Genomic DNA, 19,205 nt, shown 5'->3' on the forward strand with positions numbered 1-19,205 from the left:
GCCTGTTTACTCATCGAAATCATGTATATTGTGCGAACGAACCAAAGCCCGGTAAGATGGGCTCAATCACAAGACGAGGAAGTGACAGCAATGAATAAGACGCTCCCGCCATCCTCGCCGGCCATCACAGGTCAGCCGAAAGCTTCGGCTAAGGCCAAACCCAACTGGTTGGTAAGGAAGTATGGAAAGCGGGTTTTGAAACAGAACATCCCCTTGTATATGATGTTTCTGCCTATCATGATTTTCTTTCTGGTCTTCAAGTATTATCCGATGACAGGCCTTGTAATCGCCTTTAAGAAGTACAGCTTTATCAAAGGGATATGGGGCAGCCCATGGGCAGGGCTCAGCTCGTTTAAGCTGATATTCAGCAACGATCAAATGACCGATATCATTTGGAACACGCTTCTGCTCAGTGGACTGTCGATTGTAATCGGCTTTCCGGTTCCGATCATTCTGGCGCTATTACTGAATGAAGTGAGGAAAATGGCGTTCAAACGAATGGTTCAAACGTTCGTCTATCTTCCGCATTTTCTCAATTGGGTCATCGTCGGGGGCATTGTCATTACCATGTTCTCCCAAAATACAGGCACAATTAATCATGTGATCGATCGGCTTTTTGGAACGACCATCCCATTTTTATATAAAGAATCAACATGGATTGGGATTTATATCGGATCGGGGATATGGAAGGATGCCGGCTGGGGAGCCATTATTTATTTGGCGGCGCTGACGTCCATCGATCAGAGTTTGTATGAGGCGGCCAGCATCGACGGGGCCAATAAGTGGCAGCAGATGCTCCGAATTACGCTTCCGGGCATTTTGCCAACGATCATTATTATGCTGATTTTGAAAATAGGTCACCTGATGGAAGTAGGCTTCGATCAAGTGTACGTCTTGCAAAACGATGCGGTTTCCCAAGTATCGGAAGTCATTAGTACGTTTATGTACAAAATTGGGGTTCAGCAGGCGAACTTCAGTTTAGCTACCGCAATGGGGCTGTTCGAATCCCTTGTCGGCTTGGTGCTGGTCGTTCTAGCGAACCGGATCGCACGTCAATTTGGTCAAGGCTTATGGTAGGAGGAGGAACTCATGAGCAGCACTAGAGGAGAGAAATTGTTTTACAGTATCAATTATGTCGTTTTATTTGTCATCGGTATGAGCTGCCTGCTACCGCTCGTTCACATTTTGGCGATGTCCTTAAGCGATAAACATGCCTTGATGTCCGGAGTCGTTAGCCTCTGGCCCGTGAATTTGGATTTCAGCGGCTATGAAGCCTTGTTTAAGGAAACGCCGATTTTGAGATCGCTTGCAAACAGCGTCATTATTACAGTTGTAGGCACGGTTCTTAATATTTGTTTTACAGTGCTTGCTGCGTATCCCTTGTCAAAGCGCTATTTTATCGGACGTAAATTTTATTCGTTCGCCATCATTTTTACGATGCTATTTTCGGCGGGATTAATTCCTACTTATTTGCTCCTCAAAAGCTTGGGCCTTCTAAATAACTATGGCGCTTTATGGCTGCCTGGGTTAGTGAGCGTCTGGAACCTGATGGTGTTAAGAAGCTTTTTTGAAGCGTTACCTGAGGAACTGGAAGAAGCTTCGCGAATCGACGGCTGCTCCGAGTGGAGACTAATCATACAAATTGTATTGCCGTTATCGATACCGGTAGTGGCTGCATTATCGCTCTTTTACGGAGTTAGCCACTGGAACGCCTTCATGAACGTGTTAATTTATATCAATGATGCAAGCAAGTTAAACTTAACGGTTCTCGTGCAGCAGTTGATTCAGAACCAGACGCTTATGCAGGAGATGGCGAATACGCAGCCTGAAATGGCTATGAAGCTGACGCCTGAAGGAATGAAAGCAGCCGGGGTCATTGTCATGACACTTCCGATGCTAATCGTGTACCCTTTTCTGCAAAAGTATTTCGTGAAGGGTGTCATGATTGGAGCTGTAAAAGGGTGATTTACCAAATTAAGGAGGTGATCCAGCCCTTCAAAACGTGGTAGATTTAGACAATAACGAAAAGCATAGCGGCGGTTAATTCACTAAGGGGTGACAACGGAACATGAAAAAAAACAAGTTGATGAAAACAGCATCCGTGACATTAGCTATGGTTGTATCGAGCTCAGCTCTACTTACAGCTTGCTCCACGGGGAAAGAAGCGGCGAATACGGCTTCAACGCCTAGCAGCGGGGCAACTGCAGCAGCAAGTGCGAAACCGGCGGGGCCAAAACCGAAAATTACCGTTTCCATCTACGACCGGAACGCGGTTCCTGAAGGAGAAGGCACGATTACGAATAATCGCTGGACGAAGTGGATTAACGAGAATGCACCCGTTCAAGTTGAATTTATTCCGGTTCCTCGTTCCAATTCGATCGAGAAATTCAACGTCATGTTTGCTTCGGGCGGGGCGCCTGACTTAATTATGGAGTTTTCGAATCCGTTTATGAAGGATCTGGCTTCCAAAGGGCAAATCATCCCGCTGGAAGACGCTATTTCCAAATATTCGACGACGTATAAGAAGCTGTTCCAGGAAAATCAGAACATTCAAAAACTCACCAAATTTAACGGCAAAACGTACTTCTTCGGGAGAACGACACCGTTTACGTCGAACCACTTCCTGATGATCCGCAAAGACTGGCTGGATAAGCTTAAGCTTCCCATGCCTACGACGACAGAGGAATATCTGAAGGTTGCGAAAGCTTTCACCGAACAAGATCCGGATGGAAACGGCAAAAAAGACACGCTTGGAACCACCTTCTGGGATGTCGATTATTTCTTCCAGCTAGGTCAAGCGAGCGATGAGTTGATGCCGATGTCGTCCATTACTTCTTATCATTTGCTGAACGACCAATATACGCGGACTTGGGACCGCCCGAAGGCTGATCTGGCGTTCAAGAAAAGCTTATATGACGCAGGTGCGGTAGATAAGGATATTTTTGCCGACAAAACCGGTGCGAAAGCACAGCAGGATTGGGTTAACGGGAAGCTTGGCATTTGGGGATCCGGCGGTTTGGAAGGAGCAGCAATCTATAACACTTATGAGTCGTTCAAGAAAAACAACCCGAGCGCTGAAGTAGCGATCTTGCCGCTTCCGAAGTCGGAATTCGGCCAATTCTCACCGGCGGCCAACCCTAACATGCAGTTTGTGGCGGGTATTAATGCAACAGCCAAGAATGTGGAAGCCGTCGTAAAATACGTAGATTGGCTGATGTCGCCTGACGTGCAGAAGACACTCATGTTCGGGATGGAAGGCGTACACTACAAGGTTGGCAGTGACGGGTGTCCGAAGCCGATCGATGTGGAGAAAAATAAAAAAGAGCTGAGCTGGAACGGCGACTTCCAAATGATGACCCAAACCGGCTCTATGGGCAAATGCGTGGAGTATTCAAATCAGCTTGATCCGAATAAACCCCTGGACAAAGAATATTTGAATTTGATTTCACAAGCACGTGCAGCTTATATAACGCCGGATCGTCCAAATACAACGGAGGCTATTCTGCCAGTCAGCTTGCCGGATGATATGACAGTCATTAAGAATACGCTCAAAACGACTTTAACGAACACTTATACGAAAGCCATTGTAAGCGGTGCAAGCTACTCCGTTGACCAAGCGATGAAGGACGCGCAAGACACTTGGGAAAAGGGCGGTGGCAAAGGCGTTGACGAATTTTTGAAGAAGGCCTATACCGATAACAAAAAAGATGTTATTTTCACCAAAGATTATTACAAGTATTTAAGTAAATAAAACGGACCTGCCTGTCTTCCTTTCCGTTTAACAACTATATTGGAATAGAAGGAAGAAGAGGCTTCTCCAGCGCGAGTCAGGCGCGGGGGGGCCTTTTTGCCATGTGTGCTTATGCAGCGAAATTATGTATATTGCCTATGCATTGGGGCTGTATGATAAGATAGTTGTACTAATCCTGTTAAGGAGAGAATTTCATCATGAGAAGAAATTGGTTTCATCGCTTGCTTCTTTCCTATTTACCGGTTCTCATCATGATTGTTTGTTTATTTGTTTTTATCGGAATTGTGCAGCTGAATGATCTCTCCAGAAAAGAAGCGATGAAATCAAGTCAAGTTTATGTTCAAAATATTCAAAACAGTATCGACATGTCGCTGAGATCTATCGAAATTATGATGCTGGAGACGATCACGAGAAATGTGAAGCTTACGACCTTTGCCGGCATGGAAAGCGATTCTTCGTTCATTATTGAACTTTCTCAGCTGCTTCAAAGTATGACGACTTCGAATGCGTGGATTGATTCCGTTTATATTTACAGATCAGGTGATGGAACAATTGTTAGCGATAAAACGATATTAAAAATTGATCAGTTCGGAGATAGCGCTTACATAGAAAGTAACTTAACGAACGTGCAAAAAGTACAGTGGAGCACCCCACGCATCTTCCGCACCATTCAGAATGGAAATCCGGAGGAGAGAGTTATCTCCATCAGCAGCGGGGTCCCCATCCATAGCAAAGGGATTGCACTGCTTGTCGTGAATATTAAGATGTCGGCGATTCAAGAGTTTCTAGAGAAATACGGGAATTCGGAAGTGAACAAAATCGCAGTTACCGATAACGAAGGCCATAAACTGTTCGGAGCTGCCGGACTAGAATCCAAAGCGGGGGATACGACGCTCGTGTCGGGATACACGGGTTGGACATATTCCAACAGCTTCAAGACGGAAGGGCTTGGCAACATTTATTTTTATATGACAAGCGGTTGGTTCGTCATCGGATTCCTTGGCATGCTGATTGGAATTGGCTGGGTTATTTACATAACGCGTCAAAACTACAAGCCGATTGAAACGATTATGTCGCGTATCCAGAAATATAATCAGGTGCATAAGCATAATCCAATTCAAGGACTGTCGGGTGATGAACTTAGTTATATCGATTACACGCTGAGCAATATGATCGAGGTTAGCGAGGAATACGAGACGCAGTCCAAGGTAAATGAAAAATATAGACAGCTTATGTTGTTTAAGGAGCTTGTCGAAGGAAGCAACCCGATTGACCGGGCGGAATGGGAAGCGGAGCTTCGCCAGATGGGCATTGCTTCCTTCGGTAGCGCATCGGTCAGCATTGGCGAGATTGATAAATATATCGATTTTCTAAGCCAACATTCCCGGAGAGATCAGGGGCTTTTCAAGTATATTTTGAAAAAGGTCGTGGAAGAGACAGCGGAAGCGAAAGGTCTTCGCATTTGGCAGGAATGGCTGACGAACCACCGGCTTTGCATCATCTTTTTTGAAGAGCAGCAGCAGCCTGCAGAATCGCTTATGTTGGAAGTATCCGAGCAGGCGCGCAAGTGGATGCAGGATAACTTGAATTTAACCGTAACCTTCGGCTTAGGGAACACCGTGCCGGTAGCAAATGCCATCGTTCAGTCCTATGAGGCGGCTGCAAGGGCTCTTGACTATAAATCAGCGCTTGGCAGCAATCGCGTTATTGGACATTGGGAGATTGAGCTTTTATCGCACGATGATCTTTACGTGTATTTGCAATATGTGCGCACGATCGCTCAAGCATTCCGCGTAGGCAATGACGGCTGGGAAGAACAGTTGAGGCTCCTGTTTGAAGGGCTGCGTAGGCTCATGCTGCCGAGGGAAGAAATTAGCGGTATTCTGAGCTATATGAATTATTATTTTTACCGGGAAATGATGGAGCTGCCTCCGGACTATCAAGAACTGTGGAATCGCGAGTTTCGGACGCCTTGGGATGAAAATATGGATGCGCTCGAAACGTTGGAGGAGCTGGAGTTTTTCTATTCGAAGACACTGACTTCCTGCGCCAGAAAAATAGAAGCGATCCGCGAGAGCAAAGGAAATCATGGCGTCGTTCAGAAAGTGAAGGCGTATATCGAGGGGAATTTCAGCAATCCCGATCTGTCCCTTTCCAGTCTAAGCGATCAGTTTCATATGAATGCTTCCAGCTTGAGCACTTTGTTCAAAGAAGACTTCGGCGAGAAATTCGTCGTGTACGTATGCCAAGTTCGGATGGAGCATGCGAAGGAGCTGCTGCGTGGCACGAACCTGACGATTCAAGAGATTTCGGAGCGGGTCGGCTATGTACACCAGATGTCCTTTATCCGGGCTTTTAAGAAAATGATTGGTACTACGCCTGGTGATTATCGGAAGGTGTATCAGTAGTATAGGGAAACCTGAGGAGCGAGGCTGGAAGCCTTTTAGGGGGAACTACGGTCCGCTATTTGGCTGAAAAGCTGGCTATTGGCCAGCATCGGGAACTGTGGTCCCTTATTTTCACGATATTGGGTGAATAATGAGGCTAACCGGGAAAATAAGAGCCTGTAGTTCCGCTAAGCTGTCAGAAAGGCGTTTTTCCCTGAAATAGAGGCCTACAGTTCCCTTTCAGTTGAGGGCGGCGTGCGGGGGCAGGCCTGGTAGAGTACTCCATGTTCTTTTAGTGGAGACCTGACAAATCGGATATATTTATAAGTAGGACAATAAATTTCGAAGAGGAATTCAATGATTGAAGTACAAATAGACGACGTTATCTTCAAATTGCAAGAGGAACACGATTTTGGCTGGCTCGCGAGTTTAGGTCGTGTATTTCAGGTGTTTGATCAGCAGGACTCTGGGAATATAAGCTTTGGTGTTGAGAAAAATGCCGAGAAATTGTTCGTCAAATATGCCGGTGCGAAAGCTATAACATTTTCCGGTGACCCGCAAGACGCCATACATCATTTGAAAAATGCCATGCAAATGTATACCGCATTAGGTCACCCTTCGCTCATTCAACTAGTTGATCATTTTGAAGTGGGGGCGGGATACGCGGCTGTGTTCGAGTGGTTTGAGGGGGAATCTCTTCATCCGCATTGGTCTTTTCCGCCGCCGGAGAAATATAACGATCCCCAGTCCCCCTTTTATAGATTCAAGAAATTATCCGTGGCACAACGGTTAGATGCGTTGGAACGAATCTTTAGCTTCCATGCCTATATCGAGAAAAATAACTTTGTTGCCATTGATTTTTATGACGGAAGCTTGCTGTATAATTTCTCCAAGAATGAGATGAAAATCTGCGATATCGATCTTTATCAAAGAAGACCTTATTTCAACACAATGGGGAGATTATGGGGATCTTCTCGATTTATGTCGCCTGAAGAGTTTACGCTAGACGCTGAAATTGACGGTTGTACCAATGTTTTCAACATGGGAGCAACAGCGTTTGCTTTGCTAGGAGGAGAGCGTGATCGTTCGTTTGAACGTTGGGATGCAGGAGAAGAACTCTATAAGATCGCTTTGAAGGCTGTTGAACCAAGCAGGGAAAATAGGTATGGAAGTGTGTCGGCATTCAAATTGGCATGGGATTCGGCAGTTAAATAAAAAACAGTAGGTCGGGATCCCGACCTACTGTTTTTTTATTTAAAATCGCCTAGCAAATAATTATAAAAGGGTTCGTCCGGGAAATAACAAGAAATATAGGCTGATTAAACCTGCGTTCTCACCAGTAGCCGGTGCAGTATTGTTAGCACTAAAGCAATTAAACATCCCCATAGAGAAGGAACTTCTAGAAAGTTTAAGTCTTCATCCTCGTTCTCAGCATTAAATAAAATGTAACGACTACAGCCGATTAGACGATTGGTCGGTCTTTTCCATGCAAAGATAGCACCGGGACCCCGTGGGGGTTCCGTTTTTTTGTATTTTTTAAAAATAAAATTATTACCAAATTCATTTAATAAATTACATTTTATTAAAAACTCATGAACGTATAATGATTACAAGAGATATCCGAATACGATTTGGAAAGGAAAGAGGGAAGATGAAAGTGAAAGCGGTTTTAGGAGACTATAGAGAGAACGTAACAACAAAAAAGAAAAACAGTATCCTCCGCAGCATAAAAAGAGATTCTCTCTTATATTTACTCTTACTGCTGCCAATGGCGTATATCTTCATTTTTAAATATGCTCCTATTTACGGTGTATTGATGGCTTTCCAGGACTATAACATTTTTCAGGGTATTAGCGGGAGTGAGTGGGTCGGGCTTGACGTTTTCAAATTCATTTTTGAACAGAACAGTTTCTACCGTGCGCTTACCAATACCCTTGTTTTGAACTTTCTGGATTTAATCGCAGGATTCCCTGCCCCCATCATATTGGCCATTTTGTTGAACGAACTCCGGTTTGTCCGATTTAAAAAAATAACCCAAACGATTCTGTATTTACCTCATTTCTTATCTTGGGTCATTATCGGAGGCATGGTATACTTGATGTTTTCTACAGGCGGCATGGCGAATAGCGTCTTGTCCAGCCTTGGATTGGGCAACATTGAGTTTCTTTCTCAAAAAACGAACTGGCTGATCATGTATGTCGCTGTTGGGGTATGGCACAGTGTTGGATGGGGGACAATCATCTATCTGGCCGCCATTATTGGAATCAACAAGGAATTATACGAGGCTTCCGATATTGATGGGTGCAGCAGGCTTCGTAAGATTTGGCATATTACGCTGCCGGGAATTAAGCCGACGATTATTATCTTGCTTATTTTACAAATTGGCAGAATGATTTCGATTGGATTCGATCGCCCGTTTGTTATGGGGAATTCCCTGGTCAGTGAATACTCCGATGTGATCAGTACTTATGTGTATCGCATAGGAATCGGGTCCGGCGATTTCTCGCAGGCAACAGCCGTTGGGTTGTTTCAATCCGTCGTAGGCTTGATATTTTTAGTAGCAGCAAATTTTATTGCCAAAAAAATCGGTGAGCAGGGAATATGGTAGGGAGTGTGAATTAATTGTTTAAAAAGCAAAGAATTAATGTAGTAGATGTAATTATTATGTTATTCATAATAGGGGTAGCCATTACGTGTCTTGTTCCATTTTTATATATGATTGCGCTTTCTCTTAGCTCGAATAATGCCATCATTTCTCAGAAAGTTTCCCTGTGGCCGGTAGAATTCACATTTGAAACTTATAAAACAATCTTAAGTGATGTAGACATGATTTATACGCTTGGTTATACGATTGTACTGACTATTTTTTACACAATCATTTGTATGTTTTTAACCATCTGTGCTGCGTATCCGCTTACAAAGAAGAGATTAAAGGGAAGAGATCTTGTATTAACCATTTTAGTCATTACCATGTACTTTAGTGGAGGTCTCATACCTAGCTATATTTTGGTGAAAAATCTGGATTTGATGAATTCGATGTGGAGTCTGATATTGCCTGGCGCTATGAGCGTGTTCAATCTAATCATTCTCAAAACGTTTTTTGCATCGCTACCAGAAAGCTTGGAAGAATCGGCATCCATTGATGGATGCAATGAACTGGGAATCCTTTTTCGAATTATTCTTCCTCTCTCGATGCCTTCGATCGCAACTTTAAGCCTCTTTTATGCGGTTGACCGATGGAATGGTTTTCAAGATGCACTCTTTTATATAACAGACAAGAACTTGTACCCGATGCAATTAAAACTGTACCAGATCATAACTGCCAATCAGCAGTTAGATACTCAGCAAGGCGAAGGCAGTGTTGGCGCTTTTATTGTTCCTGAATCATTGAAAGCTGCGAGTGTCATGTTTGCAACGGTTCCTATCCTAGTTGTTTATCCTAAACTTCAAAAGTATTTTGTTGAAGGTGTCATGACAGGGGCAATTAAGGGTTGATAACGTGCTAGGAATCTTCCAAAAAAATAAATGGATAAAGGGTGAGGTTACAATGAAACTCAAAAAAATGTTGGCTTTAGTACCGGTTTTGACACTGGTTACCAGCGTGCTGGCCGCATGTGGCAGCGATCAAACCAAAGCAGGCCAGTCGGCTTCGACGGCAGCTCCAACGGCTTCAGGAGCGCCGGTTACACTAACCGTTGAAGTTTTTGACAGAGGGATTCAAGGGCAGCCGGATTTGAACAATAATACCTGGACACGGTATATCAATGATAATTTTGGCAAAGCGAACAATGCCATTGTGAAATTTGTTCCGGTACCTAGGTCGCAGGAAATTGATAAGCTCAATGTATTGATGGCTTCAGGCGAGGCGCCTGATATTTCCTTTACGTATGACGGTGCAACCGTATCCAGATACGCCAAAATTAATGGGATTCAACCCTTGGATGAGCTATTGGCTAAGCATGGTAAGGAATTAACGAATTATCTGGGCAAAACGGTTCTTCATTATGGACAATATAATGGGAAACAGATGGCGATACCTGCGAAAAGGACTTCACTGGCTTGGGGCGGTATGTTCATTAGAAAAGATTGGCTGGATAAATTGGGCATGCCGCTTCCTACGACCAGAGATGAATTATATAATACGTTAATTGCTTTCAGAGATAAAAATCCGGGCGGCGTCAATGGCGTTATTCCATGGGGATTGGCAGCAACCGGTATGAATTATGGCTTCGGTAATTTGAGCGAGTCCTTCTGGGAGAAGCAAACGGAGGAAGAATTCGTTACAGGACCAAGCTGGCTAAGACCTGGAAACAAGGATACACTAAAATTCCTGAACAAGCTTTATAACGAAAAATTAATCAGCCCTGATTTTGCGCTAGACAAAACAGCCAAGCAAGCTGATGCGGATGTTACGAATGGGAAAGTCGGATTCTTCAGTGCCAACTGGGATTATCCGCTAAGGCAAAATATTAGTGAGCCACTAAAAACAAATGTGCCTACTGCGAACTTTGTTCCTATTGATACCTTCAAAAACTATGAAGGGAAATATAAGAAAATCGCTTACAATGAAAATGGCGTGAATGTTTTTATACCGAAGAGCAGTAAAAACGCGGAGTTGGCGATCAAGTACCTTAACTGGATGTCCGACCCTAAAGTATTATTCTTCCTGCAATACGGTCAGGAGGGTGTTAACCACAAGATGGTGAATGATATGCCGCAAGTGATTACTCAAACTGGTGATAATATGCAAACGAGTTACCTAAATCTTGATTATACGCTGGTCGTAAATGGTGTGGAGCTTGGCGATCAACAGAAGAATATTAAGGCTTTAGCTGCTTCCGCTCCAGGATACGAAGCTGTTGCTGAGAAATCATACCAGATTAATACGACAGATACGTATACAGGTTACTATTATGAGACGCCGAATGAGTCCAATATTAAGTTTGGCAAAACACTTGGGGATCTGAACAAAACGATGACAGACAAACTTATCGTGTGCAAGCCGGCAGAATTCGATGGTTTGTATGACAAACTAGTTGCCGAGTATATGGCAGCCGGCGGGCAAGCCGTCATGGACGAAAATGTGAAAATATACAAAGCCATGCAGGCGAATAAGAAGTAGTTATCAGGTTGACATATATGAAGTAAAGCCTATGGACATGACAAAACTATGTCCATAGGCCTTTCTTGTGAAACGCCATGCAATCTTGTTATCTTGCCGGTATGCAGATAAAATTAATGATTAGGGTAGATCAGCTATCTAGGGGGTACTTATGTACAGTGTTATGATTATAGATGATGAACCATGGGCGATAAAAGGGATAAAGAATGTATTTAACTGGGAAAAATATGGTTTCGAAATCAGAGGTACGTTCACAAGTGTCCATAAAGCAATCGAGTTCATCAACGAGGAGTGCCCTGATCTTATTTTTACAGATATTAGAATGCCCGAAATTTCCGGCCTTGAGCTCATGCGGATGACCAAAGAAAAGGAATTGGATGCTGAGTTTGTAGTTGTAAGCGGTTTCGCTGAGTTTGCATATGCGCAGGAGGCCTTAAGATATGGCGCGTTGGATTATTTCCTAAAGCCCATAGATATTGATATGGCCGATCCTTTAATCAAAAAGCTGGCCTTGCATTTTTCCAAGAAGAAAAGTGTTCGAAATAACCTGATTTTAGAGGCTTTAACGCTACCGGATAAAAGTGAATTAAATCGTTTAACACCCTTCTTTGATCGTTCGTCGGACGATTATTTTCGTGTGCTTGTCATTTATTCCAATAGTGAGAAGAAGGCGTATAAGAACTTAAAATTTTTCGATCGAAAACAGATATTGGAAATTGATTTCGGATCAAGAAAGACGTTGTATATTCTAAAAAGCGATCAAAAATCAGAGTTGGAACATGATTTAGATTACACAGTTTTCGAGGGATTAGATATAAAAGTGATAGGAATCAGCAGCATTTCAACGAATTATGAACATATGGCCAAGTTGATTAAGGAAGCAGATCTCGCAGCGTCTCACATATTTTTAAATGAAGAAAAAGGTATGTTTGAATACGAACCAAGGTTTACGGTGGTAAAGCCGTTAATAGACGAAATTTCTGCAGTCATCCAAGAACATAAGTTTGATGAAATGGATTACAGCATAGAGAGAGTCGTGGACTTTTTCAGGCAAAATCACCTAGGTATGGGAGAGGTCGTATACCTATGGAATCAAGTGGTTAGTGTGTTGGTTGGCACCTATTATGAAGAGTTGAAAGACATGGAGCTTGATTTCTTGAACTACTCTGAACTGAAAGAACGGTTTGAGAACTTTGAATCCTTATGCAGTTTTTTATACGACATTCTGATATACATCAAGCAGTTGAACGGTCATACGGTTAATGAGGGGGATATCAACGCTTATTTTAGCCAGATGGTCAAATATATCGACACTCATTTTCAATCCAGGTTATATCTGAAAGATTTGTCTGCTAAATTTTATATCAACCAAGTCTACTGCTGCCAATTTTTCAAGAAAAATTTGGGCAAAACCTTTTCGGAATACGTCACGGAGTTGAGAATAAAAAAAGCGTGCGAGCTTTTGAAACATACAGAATTATCCATTGAAGAAGTTGCGACGAAAGTAGGATACTTTGATTATTACTATTTCAATAAAGTGTTCAAGAAACAATGCGGGATCACGCCTACGAAATTTAGAAAAAGTTGATGGTTAGCGATCGGAGTGGGGATTTTGCAGATTAGTAGACTTAAGCTAAAACATCAGATTTTACTCATATTTTCATTTTCAATTATCATCTTTACATCCATGGAGTTGTACTTCTATTACAGCTTCTATGATCTCACGCAAAAAAGAGCTTCCAATTACGGCAATAAAATCATTGAGCAAACACGCCAGAAGATAGATACCGTATTTAATGATTTAGAAGTAAGCACAAACATAGTCGTTAACAATAAAAAAATCCAGGAATTTACCATAGCGGATGATGATTATAAAAGGGCTTTTGATATCGGGGCTTATGTGATTGATCTCATGGAATACATGAGGTCCTTTAATTCGTATGTCAATGGTATCGTTATTAATGACAGCGAAGGAAGACGAATTTACAGTTTAGCCACGTCAAATGGCGATATATTTTTTTCAAACCAATATGCTGAATTTATTAATTCTTATAAGCTGGACAGCGAATCTGTTGAAAAAGGCATCTATACGAATATTCTCAAAGACGAAAAAACAGGAAGCGAATATTTCTTTTATATAGCACCTATAATTGAAGCTATTGGCGGGGTTCATTTTTCACAGCAAACCGGCTATTGCTCTGTTATGGTGAATACGGATAGGCTGCAAGAACTAGTTAAAAATACAGATTTGACGCCTAATTCTACTTTGTATTTATTAAACAGCCGAAATGAAGTCATAGCATCGAACAATACGAATTTCCGTGGCATTTTATTCAAGGACATACTCTCTGTAGACCGGGATAGTTTAACGAGTGGTGTCAAAACCAATATCAACGGGGAAGACGTCATCGTTCAAGAAAAAGATTTGGAGCAAGCAGATGGGTGGCGGATCGTAAGTATTATTCCGGTGCACGAATTGACAACCGACATGAACGCGATCAAAAATGTTAGCATTATAGCAGGTATCGGTATCATTCTAAGTTTAATTATATTGGGGTATTTTTTCTTAAATAATTTGACACGACCTGTCATGGGGCTTGTTGCCGATATGAAAAGAATGGGTAAAAGAGACATGGGGTTTCGGGTTAAAGTGCGCTCAACGAATGAAGTTGGTGTTCTAGCTTATGATATCAACAGCATGATAGACCAAATGGAAGAGATGGCAAGCAACATCTTGAACACGCAGGCAAGGTTGTACGAGTCAGAAATTAGCAAAAAACAAGTTGAATTTTCCGCATTGCAGAGTCAAATCAACCCGCATTTCCTGTATAATACATTAAATTGCATAAGCAGTATCGGGCTTGAATATGGCAGCAAGGAAATTGCACAGATTACTTCCTCAATGTCGAAAATATTCCGTTACAGCATTAAAGAGGATGAGGTAGTTCTTATAAGCGAAGAAATTCAGTGTGTGCAGGCCTATATGAATATTATTTCCATTCGATATGAGAACAAGTTTATGATGGAAGTACATGTGGACGACAAGCTAATGCAAATGAAAACACCTAAAATGATTTTACAGCCTATCATTGAAAATTCTGTTTATCATGGCCTTGAGCGTAGAGATGCAGGAGGAAGTTTACATGTCAAAGGTCAGATCGATACGAATGGCGATGTCTGTTTTCAAGTGACGGATTCCGGAATCGGGATTGGCTTTGATGAGCTGGAAAGCTTAAAGGCGAAGCTACATATGGACTACTCGGAGAGAGTCAAGAACAGTCCGGATGGGAAAAGCATCGGTCTTTCCAATATTAACAAAAGGATTAAGCTGATGTTTGGAGAAGGTTATGGGGTAAGCATAGAAAGTAAGTTGGACCTGGGAACTACGGTGATTGTGAAGATTCCAGCTATTAGTAATTAAGAAGTTGCAGGCGTCGCGGCGGTATAATTGCGGGAGTAGAGTTGAATGAAGTAGTTTACTATTCTGGAGGAATGTAAGATGAGATCGGAAGATCAGATTAAGCGTATGATTCATCAGTTGGAACAGACCGTGCAGCGGCTTAACCCAGCAGAAAACGGTGAGGAAATCAAAGAAATTCGTTCCAAAATTGAAATGCTGGAATGGGTATTAAACGCTCCTGTCGGAAAATATCACGCATAAAATATGAGTTCGAGTATAGGCTTAAGGAGGTTTATATGCGAAACCAACAAATACCCGGCACAGAATTAACACCATCCGTTATTTGCCTAGGCACTTCGAATTTCGGTGAATCGGTGAGCCGAGAACATGCCTTCGAAATGATGGACCGCTTTTTGGACAGGGGAGGCGATTTTCTCGATACGGCCAAAGTGTACTCTGATTGGGTGCCGGGCGAGCGAAGCCGCAGTGAAAAGCTTATCGGGCAATGGTTGAAATTGCGTAATAACCGCAGTCATATCGTTCTTGCTACAAAAGGGGCACACCCCGAACTGGAGACCATGCATATACCGCGTTTAAGCCGGGAAGATATTTATGCTGATGTGGAGATGAGTCTAGGCCATTTGCAAACGGATTATATCGATCTGTACTGGCTGCATCGAGATGATCCAAATCGGCCGGTCGAGGACATTATGGATACCATGCATACATTGGTGCAGCAGGGGAAAATCCGATATTTTGGCTGCTCAAATTGGCGATCAGATCGAATAGAAGCCGCGCGTCAGTATGCAGCAAGCAAAGGAAAACAAAGTTTTGCCGCCAGCCAGAACAAATGGAGTCTCGCTTCGTATCCTCCCGGAAACGATCCTATGATGGTGACGCTAGATGAACATGAGCTGAATTATCATGAACGTACAGGGCTGCCTGCGATCCCTTATAATTCACAGGCATCCGGCTTTTTCAGCGGTCGATATACAAGCGAAATGCTGCTTCAGCCTAGTCCGGAAAATAAAAAAATATGGAACCTATGTAGTGAAAGTAATTTACTTAAGCTGAAGCGTGTCGAAACGCTCGCACGGCAGTTGGATCTCACGATGACTCAGGTCGCGCTCGGCTACTTGCTTGCTCATCCTTTTCCTGTCTTTCCGATTTCCGGCTGCAAAACGATCCGTCAGCTGGAAGATTCCTGTGCTGCAGGTGATGTACGGTTAGACGATCAGGTTTTTCAGGAATTGTATGGGATCCACTGAATATTAGTTGGAAAGGAAGTGTACTTGTGAGATTAAATCATCTTAATTTAACTGTCAGTGACGTTAAAGCTACGATTGATTTCATTGTCAAATATTTCGGAATGGAAGTTAGACACACGCGCGGAAATGGATTCGCTGTCCTATTGGACGATGGTGGCTTAGTACTTACCTTGATGAAAGGCGACCAAGTCACTTATCCTAGCACCTTTCATATCGGCTTTATTCAAGAAAGCGAAGATCGGGTGAACGAAATCTATCAACTCATGAAGGATGATGGCCTTTCTGTGAACCCCCCGCAACGATCGCACGCTTGGACTTTCTATGTGCAGGCACCTGGCGGGTTTACTGTTGAAGTACTATGTTGATAGGACGATAGTTGAAATAGATTGTGGAGCAGGTGCCAACAAGGTACCTGCTCTATTTCTTATTGCCTATAGAAACAAATTAGGCGCTTTACTTATTTTGGGAAAAACTGCGAAAAACCATTGACTTAGTTATAAAATGAATAGTAATATTATAACTATGAAGAATAAAACAAATAAACCCCAACGATCACCACTTGCGTTAGCCATTCTCGCCCATCTGGCCGAAGAACCCATGCATCCATACAGAATGCAGCAGCTTATTAAAGAAAGAGGGAAGGATGAGGTCATTAACGTCCGCCAGCGTACAAGTATTTATCAGACCATTGAGCGCTTGCTGAGGGAAGGACTCATTTCAGTTCAAGGAACCTTAAGTGAAGGGGGGCGCCCTGATCGAACCGTTTACGAATTGACCGAAGAAGGAAGGGAAACATCGAAGATTTGGCTTAGGGAAATGCTTTCGGACCGGTCGCAGGAATATCCGGATTTTCCCGCAGCCATCTCTTTTCTCACCCTGTTGACTCCCGAAGACGTTCAGCGGCAATTCGAGAGAAGAGAAGGAGCTCTTCAAGAGGCCATTCTACGCACGGATTCGCAGTTACTGAAGTATAAGGAATCGGTTCCCCGATTGTTCATGCTAGAGGTTGAACATAGCCGGGCCGTATTGCAGGCTGAACTTGAATGGCTGAGGGCTGTCATCGAAGACTTGCGCACGGGTGAACTCTGCTGGAATGAGGAATGGATACGTGAAATAGCGGAGCGACTGAGTAGTCCAGATTAACATCGAAGGGATAAACATACGATTTATACGGTTCAAATGAAGGGCAACTTCTGAGGAGGAGATTGGAATGATAAACTCAACCGTTATTCAATCCAGTACAACGAGAATCGACTCGACTCATACAGTAGGTTCTGTGATATCCAGAGACGGCACCACAATCGGTTATCGGCAGTATGGTCAAGGACCGGGCGTGGTGGTAGTACATGGCGCCAATTTATCGTCACAAAACCTCACGCAGCTTGCGATGCGGCTAGCCGATGCATTCACGGTCTACGTACCTGACCGCCGTGGACGTGGTTTAAGCGGACCTTATGGTGAAGATTACGGTATCCGGAAGGAAGTCGAAGATTTGGAGGCACTCCTGAACCTATCGGGCGCCAGCCTTGTCTTCGGGATCAGCTCAGGGGGGCTTATTGCGCTTGAAGCAGCACGTGCCTTACCGGCAATTCGCAAGCTTGCCCTTTATGAACCCGCGTTGTTGATGAACTCAGAGAGGACGAAATGGCTAGCTCGTTATGACCGGGAGATCACCGAAGGCAAGACAGCCGCCGCTCTCGTCACGTGCTTGAAAGGCTTGCAGCTGGGCGGACCAGTGCTTAATGCCATCCCCCGGTGGCTGCTCGAGTCCATGACGAACAAAATGATGGAAAGCGAGAGCAAGAAGGCGAAGAAGGGCGACGTAACAATGCGAATGCTCGCACCGACGCTGCATTATGACGGTCAGTTACTCATGGAGATGACCGGCACGGTGGACCGATTTAAGTCCTTGAATGCCGATGCTTTGTTACTAGGCGGCAGTAAAGGATTGTCGTATCTGAAGCCTGCGCTTGACGCTCTTGAAAAAGTGCTGCCTCAAGCTGCAAGGATGGAAATGCCCGGACTTGATCACGGAGGAGCATGCGATATCAGCCAGACGAATCGGGGTGGCAAGCCGGATTTGGTGGCGGAAGAGCTGCGGCAATTCTTTACCTAGGTATACTCGCCGATGGAGAGCAGGAAAATTTATGTATTTCGCGAATATCAAATGAACAAATAATTTATCGATGGTCAAAAACAGCCATGCAGGCACAGTGTAGAAATTTTGACCTAATGAAGGAGAATCATTAGATGTCTATTGATAATCGCGAATGGCAAATTCATAAGCCCAATGAATCAGTCATAGATTGGCTGCTTGGCGGGGATCCTGCAATCCGTTGGCAAGTGATGCGTGACTTAACCCAAGAGTCCGATGACCGTGTTGCTGCTGAGCGGTCGCGGATTGCATCGGAAGGTTGGGGCGCCCGGGTGCTTGGATTGCAATCTTCCAAAGGCAACTGGGGTGGCGAAGCCGACGCACGGAACTGGCTATGTACGAGCTACACCCTTCTGCTTTTGAAGGACCTGGGCCTAGATCCGTCAGGGGAGGAAGCACGGAGATCCATCGGTCTCGTGCGTGACAACATCACTTGGCCGCAGCAAATGGGAGGCCTACCGTACTTTGACGGCGAGACAGAACCCTGCGTCAATGGGTGGATACTCGGCGCGGGCTCCTACTTTGGAGAGGGCAGCGCTAGGCTAGTTGATCGACTTCTTGGAGAGCAGTTAGAGGACGGAGGCTGGAATTGCAACGCTCCTGCAAGCCGGCGATCCTCATTCCACAGCACGATCTGTGTTTTGGAAGGGTTGTTAGAGTATGAGAAAGCAAAGGGAGAAACGGCGGTAGTGACGGAAGCTCGTATCCGGGCCCATGAGTATCTATTGGAACGCCGCATGTTAAGGTCTCTGTCATCGGGCGAGGTGATCGATCTCAATTGGACGCGGTTTTCGTTTCCGACGACGTGGCATTATGACGTATTGCGCGGTCTGGATTACTTGCGCAGCGCAGGCGTCAAACCCGATGAAAGAGTCGCCGAGGCGGTCGGTCTGGTAGCGAAGAAACAAGACGAGAACGGGAAATGGCCGCTTGAGAACTCACATTCCGACCGAGTTCACTTTGACATGGAAGGTGTTGAAGGCGAGCCGAGTCGTTGGAATACGCTTCGCGCCTTGCGAGTGCTTGATTGGTACTCATCACGTTGAGTTGAAAAGCGTTTAGATCCTCAGCCACTGCTGTGGGTCTCTTTTTTATTAATTAGTGATTGACTAATCAATAACT

The 19,205-nt window shown here is 44.0% G+C and carries 16 protein-coding genes; all 16 read left to right on the forward strand.

Features of this window, described 5'->3' with window-relative positions; all coding sequences use genetic code 11:
* The first annotated feature begins 90 nt into the window (after positions 1-90).
* The 16 genes from RQP52_RS00185 (at position 91) to RQP52_RS00260 (ending at position 19,129) form a co-directional block, all read left to right on the forward strand.
* Positions 91-1,077: an ABC transporter permease gene (locus RQP52_RS00185; protein WP_315948667.1), complete on the forward strand. Its 987-nt coding sequence runs from the start codon at positions 91-93 to the stop codon at positions 1,075-1,077.
* Positions 1,078-1,089: 12 nt separating this feature from the next.
* Positions 1,090-1,965: a carbohydrate ABC transporter permease gene (locus RQP52_RS00190; protein ID WP_315948669.1), complete on the forward strand. Its 876-nt coding sequence runs from the start codon at positions 1,090-1,092 to the stop codon at positions 1,963-1,965.
* A 103-nt stretch (positions 1,966-2,068) separates the two neighbouring features.
* Positions 2,069-3,751, forward strand: coding sequence for an extracellular solute-binding protein (locus RQP52_RS00195; RefSeq protein WP_315948671.1), 1,683 nt, complete (start codon positions 2,069-2,071; stop codon positions 3,749-3,751).
* A gap of 197 nt (positions 3,752-3,948) precedes the next feature.
* On the forward strand, positions 3,949-6,159 hold the full coding sequence (locus RQP52_RS00200; protein WP_315948672.1) for a helix-turn-helix transcriptional regulator: 2,211 nt from the start codon (positions 3,949-3,951) through the stop codon (positions 6,157-6,159).
* A 336-nt stretch (positions 6,160-6,495) separates the two neighbouring features.
* Positions 6,496-7,353: a serine/threonine-protein kinase gene (locus RQP52_RS00205; protein ID WP_315948673.1), complete on the forward strand. Its 858-nt coding sequence runs from the start codon at positions 6,496-6,498 to the stop codon at positions 7,351-7,353.
* A gap of 442 nt (positions 7,354-7,795) precedes the next feature.
* A complete protein-coding gene (locus tag RQP52_RS00210; RefSeq protein ID WP_315950331.1) occupies positions 7,796-8,746 on the forward strand; it encodes an ABC transporter permease in 951 nt (316 codons plus the stop codon).
* A gap of 56 nt (positions 8,747-8,802) precedes the next feature.
* A complete protein-coding gene (locus RQP52_RS00215) occupies positions 8,803-9,633 on the forward strand; it encodes a carbohydrate ABC transporter permease (protein ID WP_315950333.1) in 831 nt (276 codons plus the stop codon).
* Positions 9,634-9,685: 52 nt separating this feature from the next.
* Positions 9,686-11,260, forward strand: coding sequence for an extracellular solute-binding protein (locus tag RQP52_RS00220; RefSeq protein ID WP_315948675.1), 1,575 nt, complete (start codon positions 9,686-9,688; stop codon positions 11,258-11,260).
* A 151-nt stretch (positions 11,261-11,411) separates the two neighbouring features.
* On the forward strand, positions 11,412-12,848 hold the full coding sequence (locus RQP52_RS00225; protein ID WP_315948678.1) for a response regulator transcription factor: 1,437 nt from the start codon (positions 11,412-11,414) through the stop codon (positions 12,846-12,848).
* A gap of 24 nt (positions 12,849-12,872) precedes the next feature.
* Positions 12,873-14,681, forward strand: coding sequence for a sensor histidine kinase (locus RQP52_RS00230; protein WP_315948680.1), 1,809 nt, complete (start codon positions 12,873-12,875; stop codon positions 14,679-14,681).
* A gap of 78 nt (positions 14,682-14,759) precedes the next feature.
* Positions 14,760-14,921, forward strand: a complete 162-nt coding sequence (locus RQP52_RS00235; protein WP_315948681.1) for a hypothetical protein — start codon at positions 14,760-14,762, stop codon at positions 14,919-14,921.
* A 35-nt stretch (positions 14,922-14,956) separates the two neighbouring features.
* The gene (locus RQP52_RS00240) at positions 14,957-15,928 is read left to right on the forward strand and encodes an aldo/keto reductase (protein WP_315948682.1); all 972 of its coding nucleotides are present in this window, start codon (positions 14,957-14,959) and stop codon (positions 15,926-15,928) included.
* A gap of 26 nt (positions 15,929-15,954) precedes the next feature.
* A complete protein-coding gene (locus tag RQP52_RS00245; RefSeq protein WP_315948683.1) occupies positions 15,955-16,293 on the forward strand; it encodes a VOC family protein in 339 nt (112 codons plus the stop codon).
* 157 nt (positions 16,294-16,450) lie between these two features.
* Positions 16,451-17,071 (forward strand): PadR family transcriptional regulator, encoded by a 621-nt coding sequence (locus RQP52_RS00250; RefSeq protein WP_315948684.1) that lies wholly within the window; start codon positions 16,451-16,453, stop codon positions 17,069-17,071.
* Between the two features lie 67 nt (positions 17,072-17,138).
* Complete coding sequence (locus tag RQP52_RS00255) at positions 17,139-18,044, forward strand: alpha/beta fold hydrolase (protein ID WP_315948685.1); 906 nt, start codon at positions 17,139-17,141, stop codon at positions 18,042-18,044.
* Positions 18,045-18,178: 134 nt separating this feature from the next.
* Positions 18,179-19,129 (forward strand): prenyltransferase/squalene oxidase repeat-containing protein, encoded by a 951-nt coding sequence (locus RQP52_RS00260; RefSeq protein ID WP_315948686.1) that lies wholly within the window; start codon positions 18,179-18,181, stop codon positions 19,127-19,129.
* Positions 19,130-19,205: the final 76 nt, after the last annotated feature.

The organism is Paenibacillus violae, from assembly GCF_032461945.1.
Taxonomy (GTDB): domain Bacteria; phylum Bacillota; class Bacilli; order Paenibacillales; family NBRC-103111; genus Paenibacillus_E; species Paenibacillus_E violae.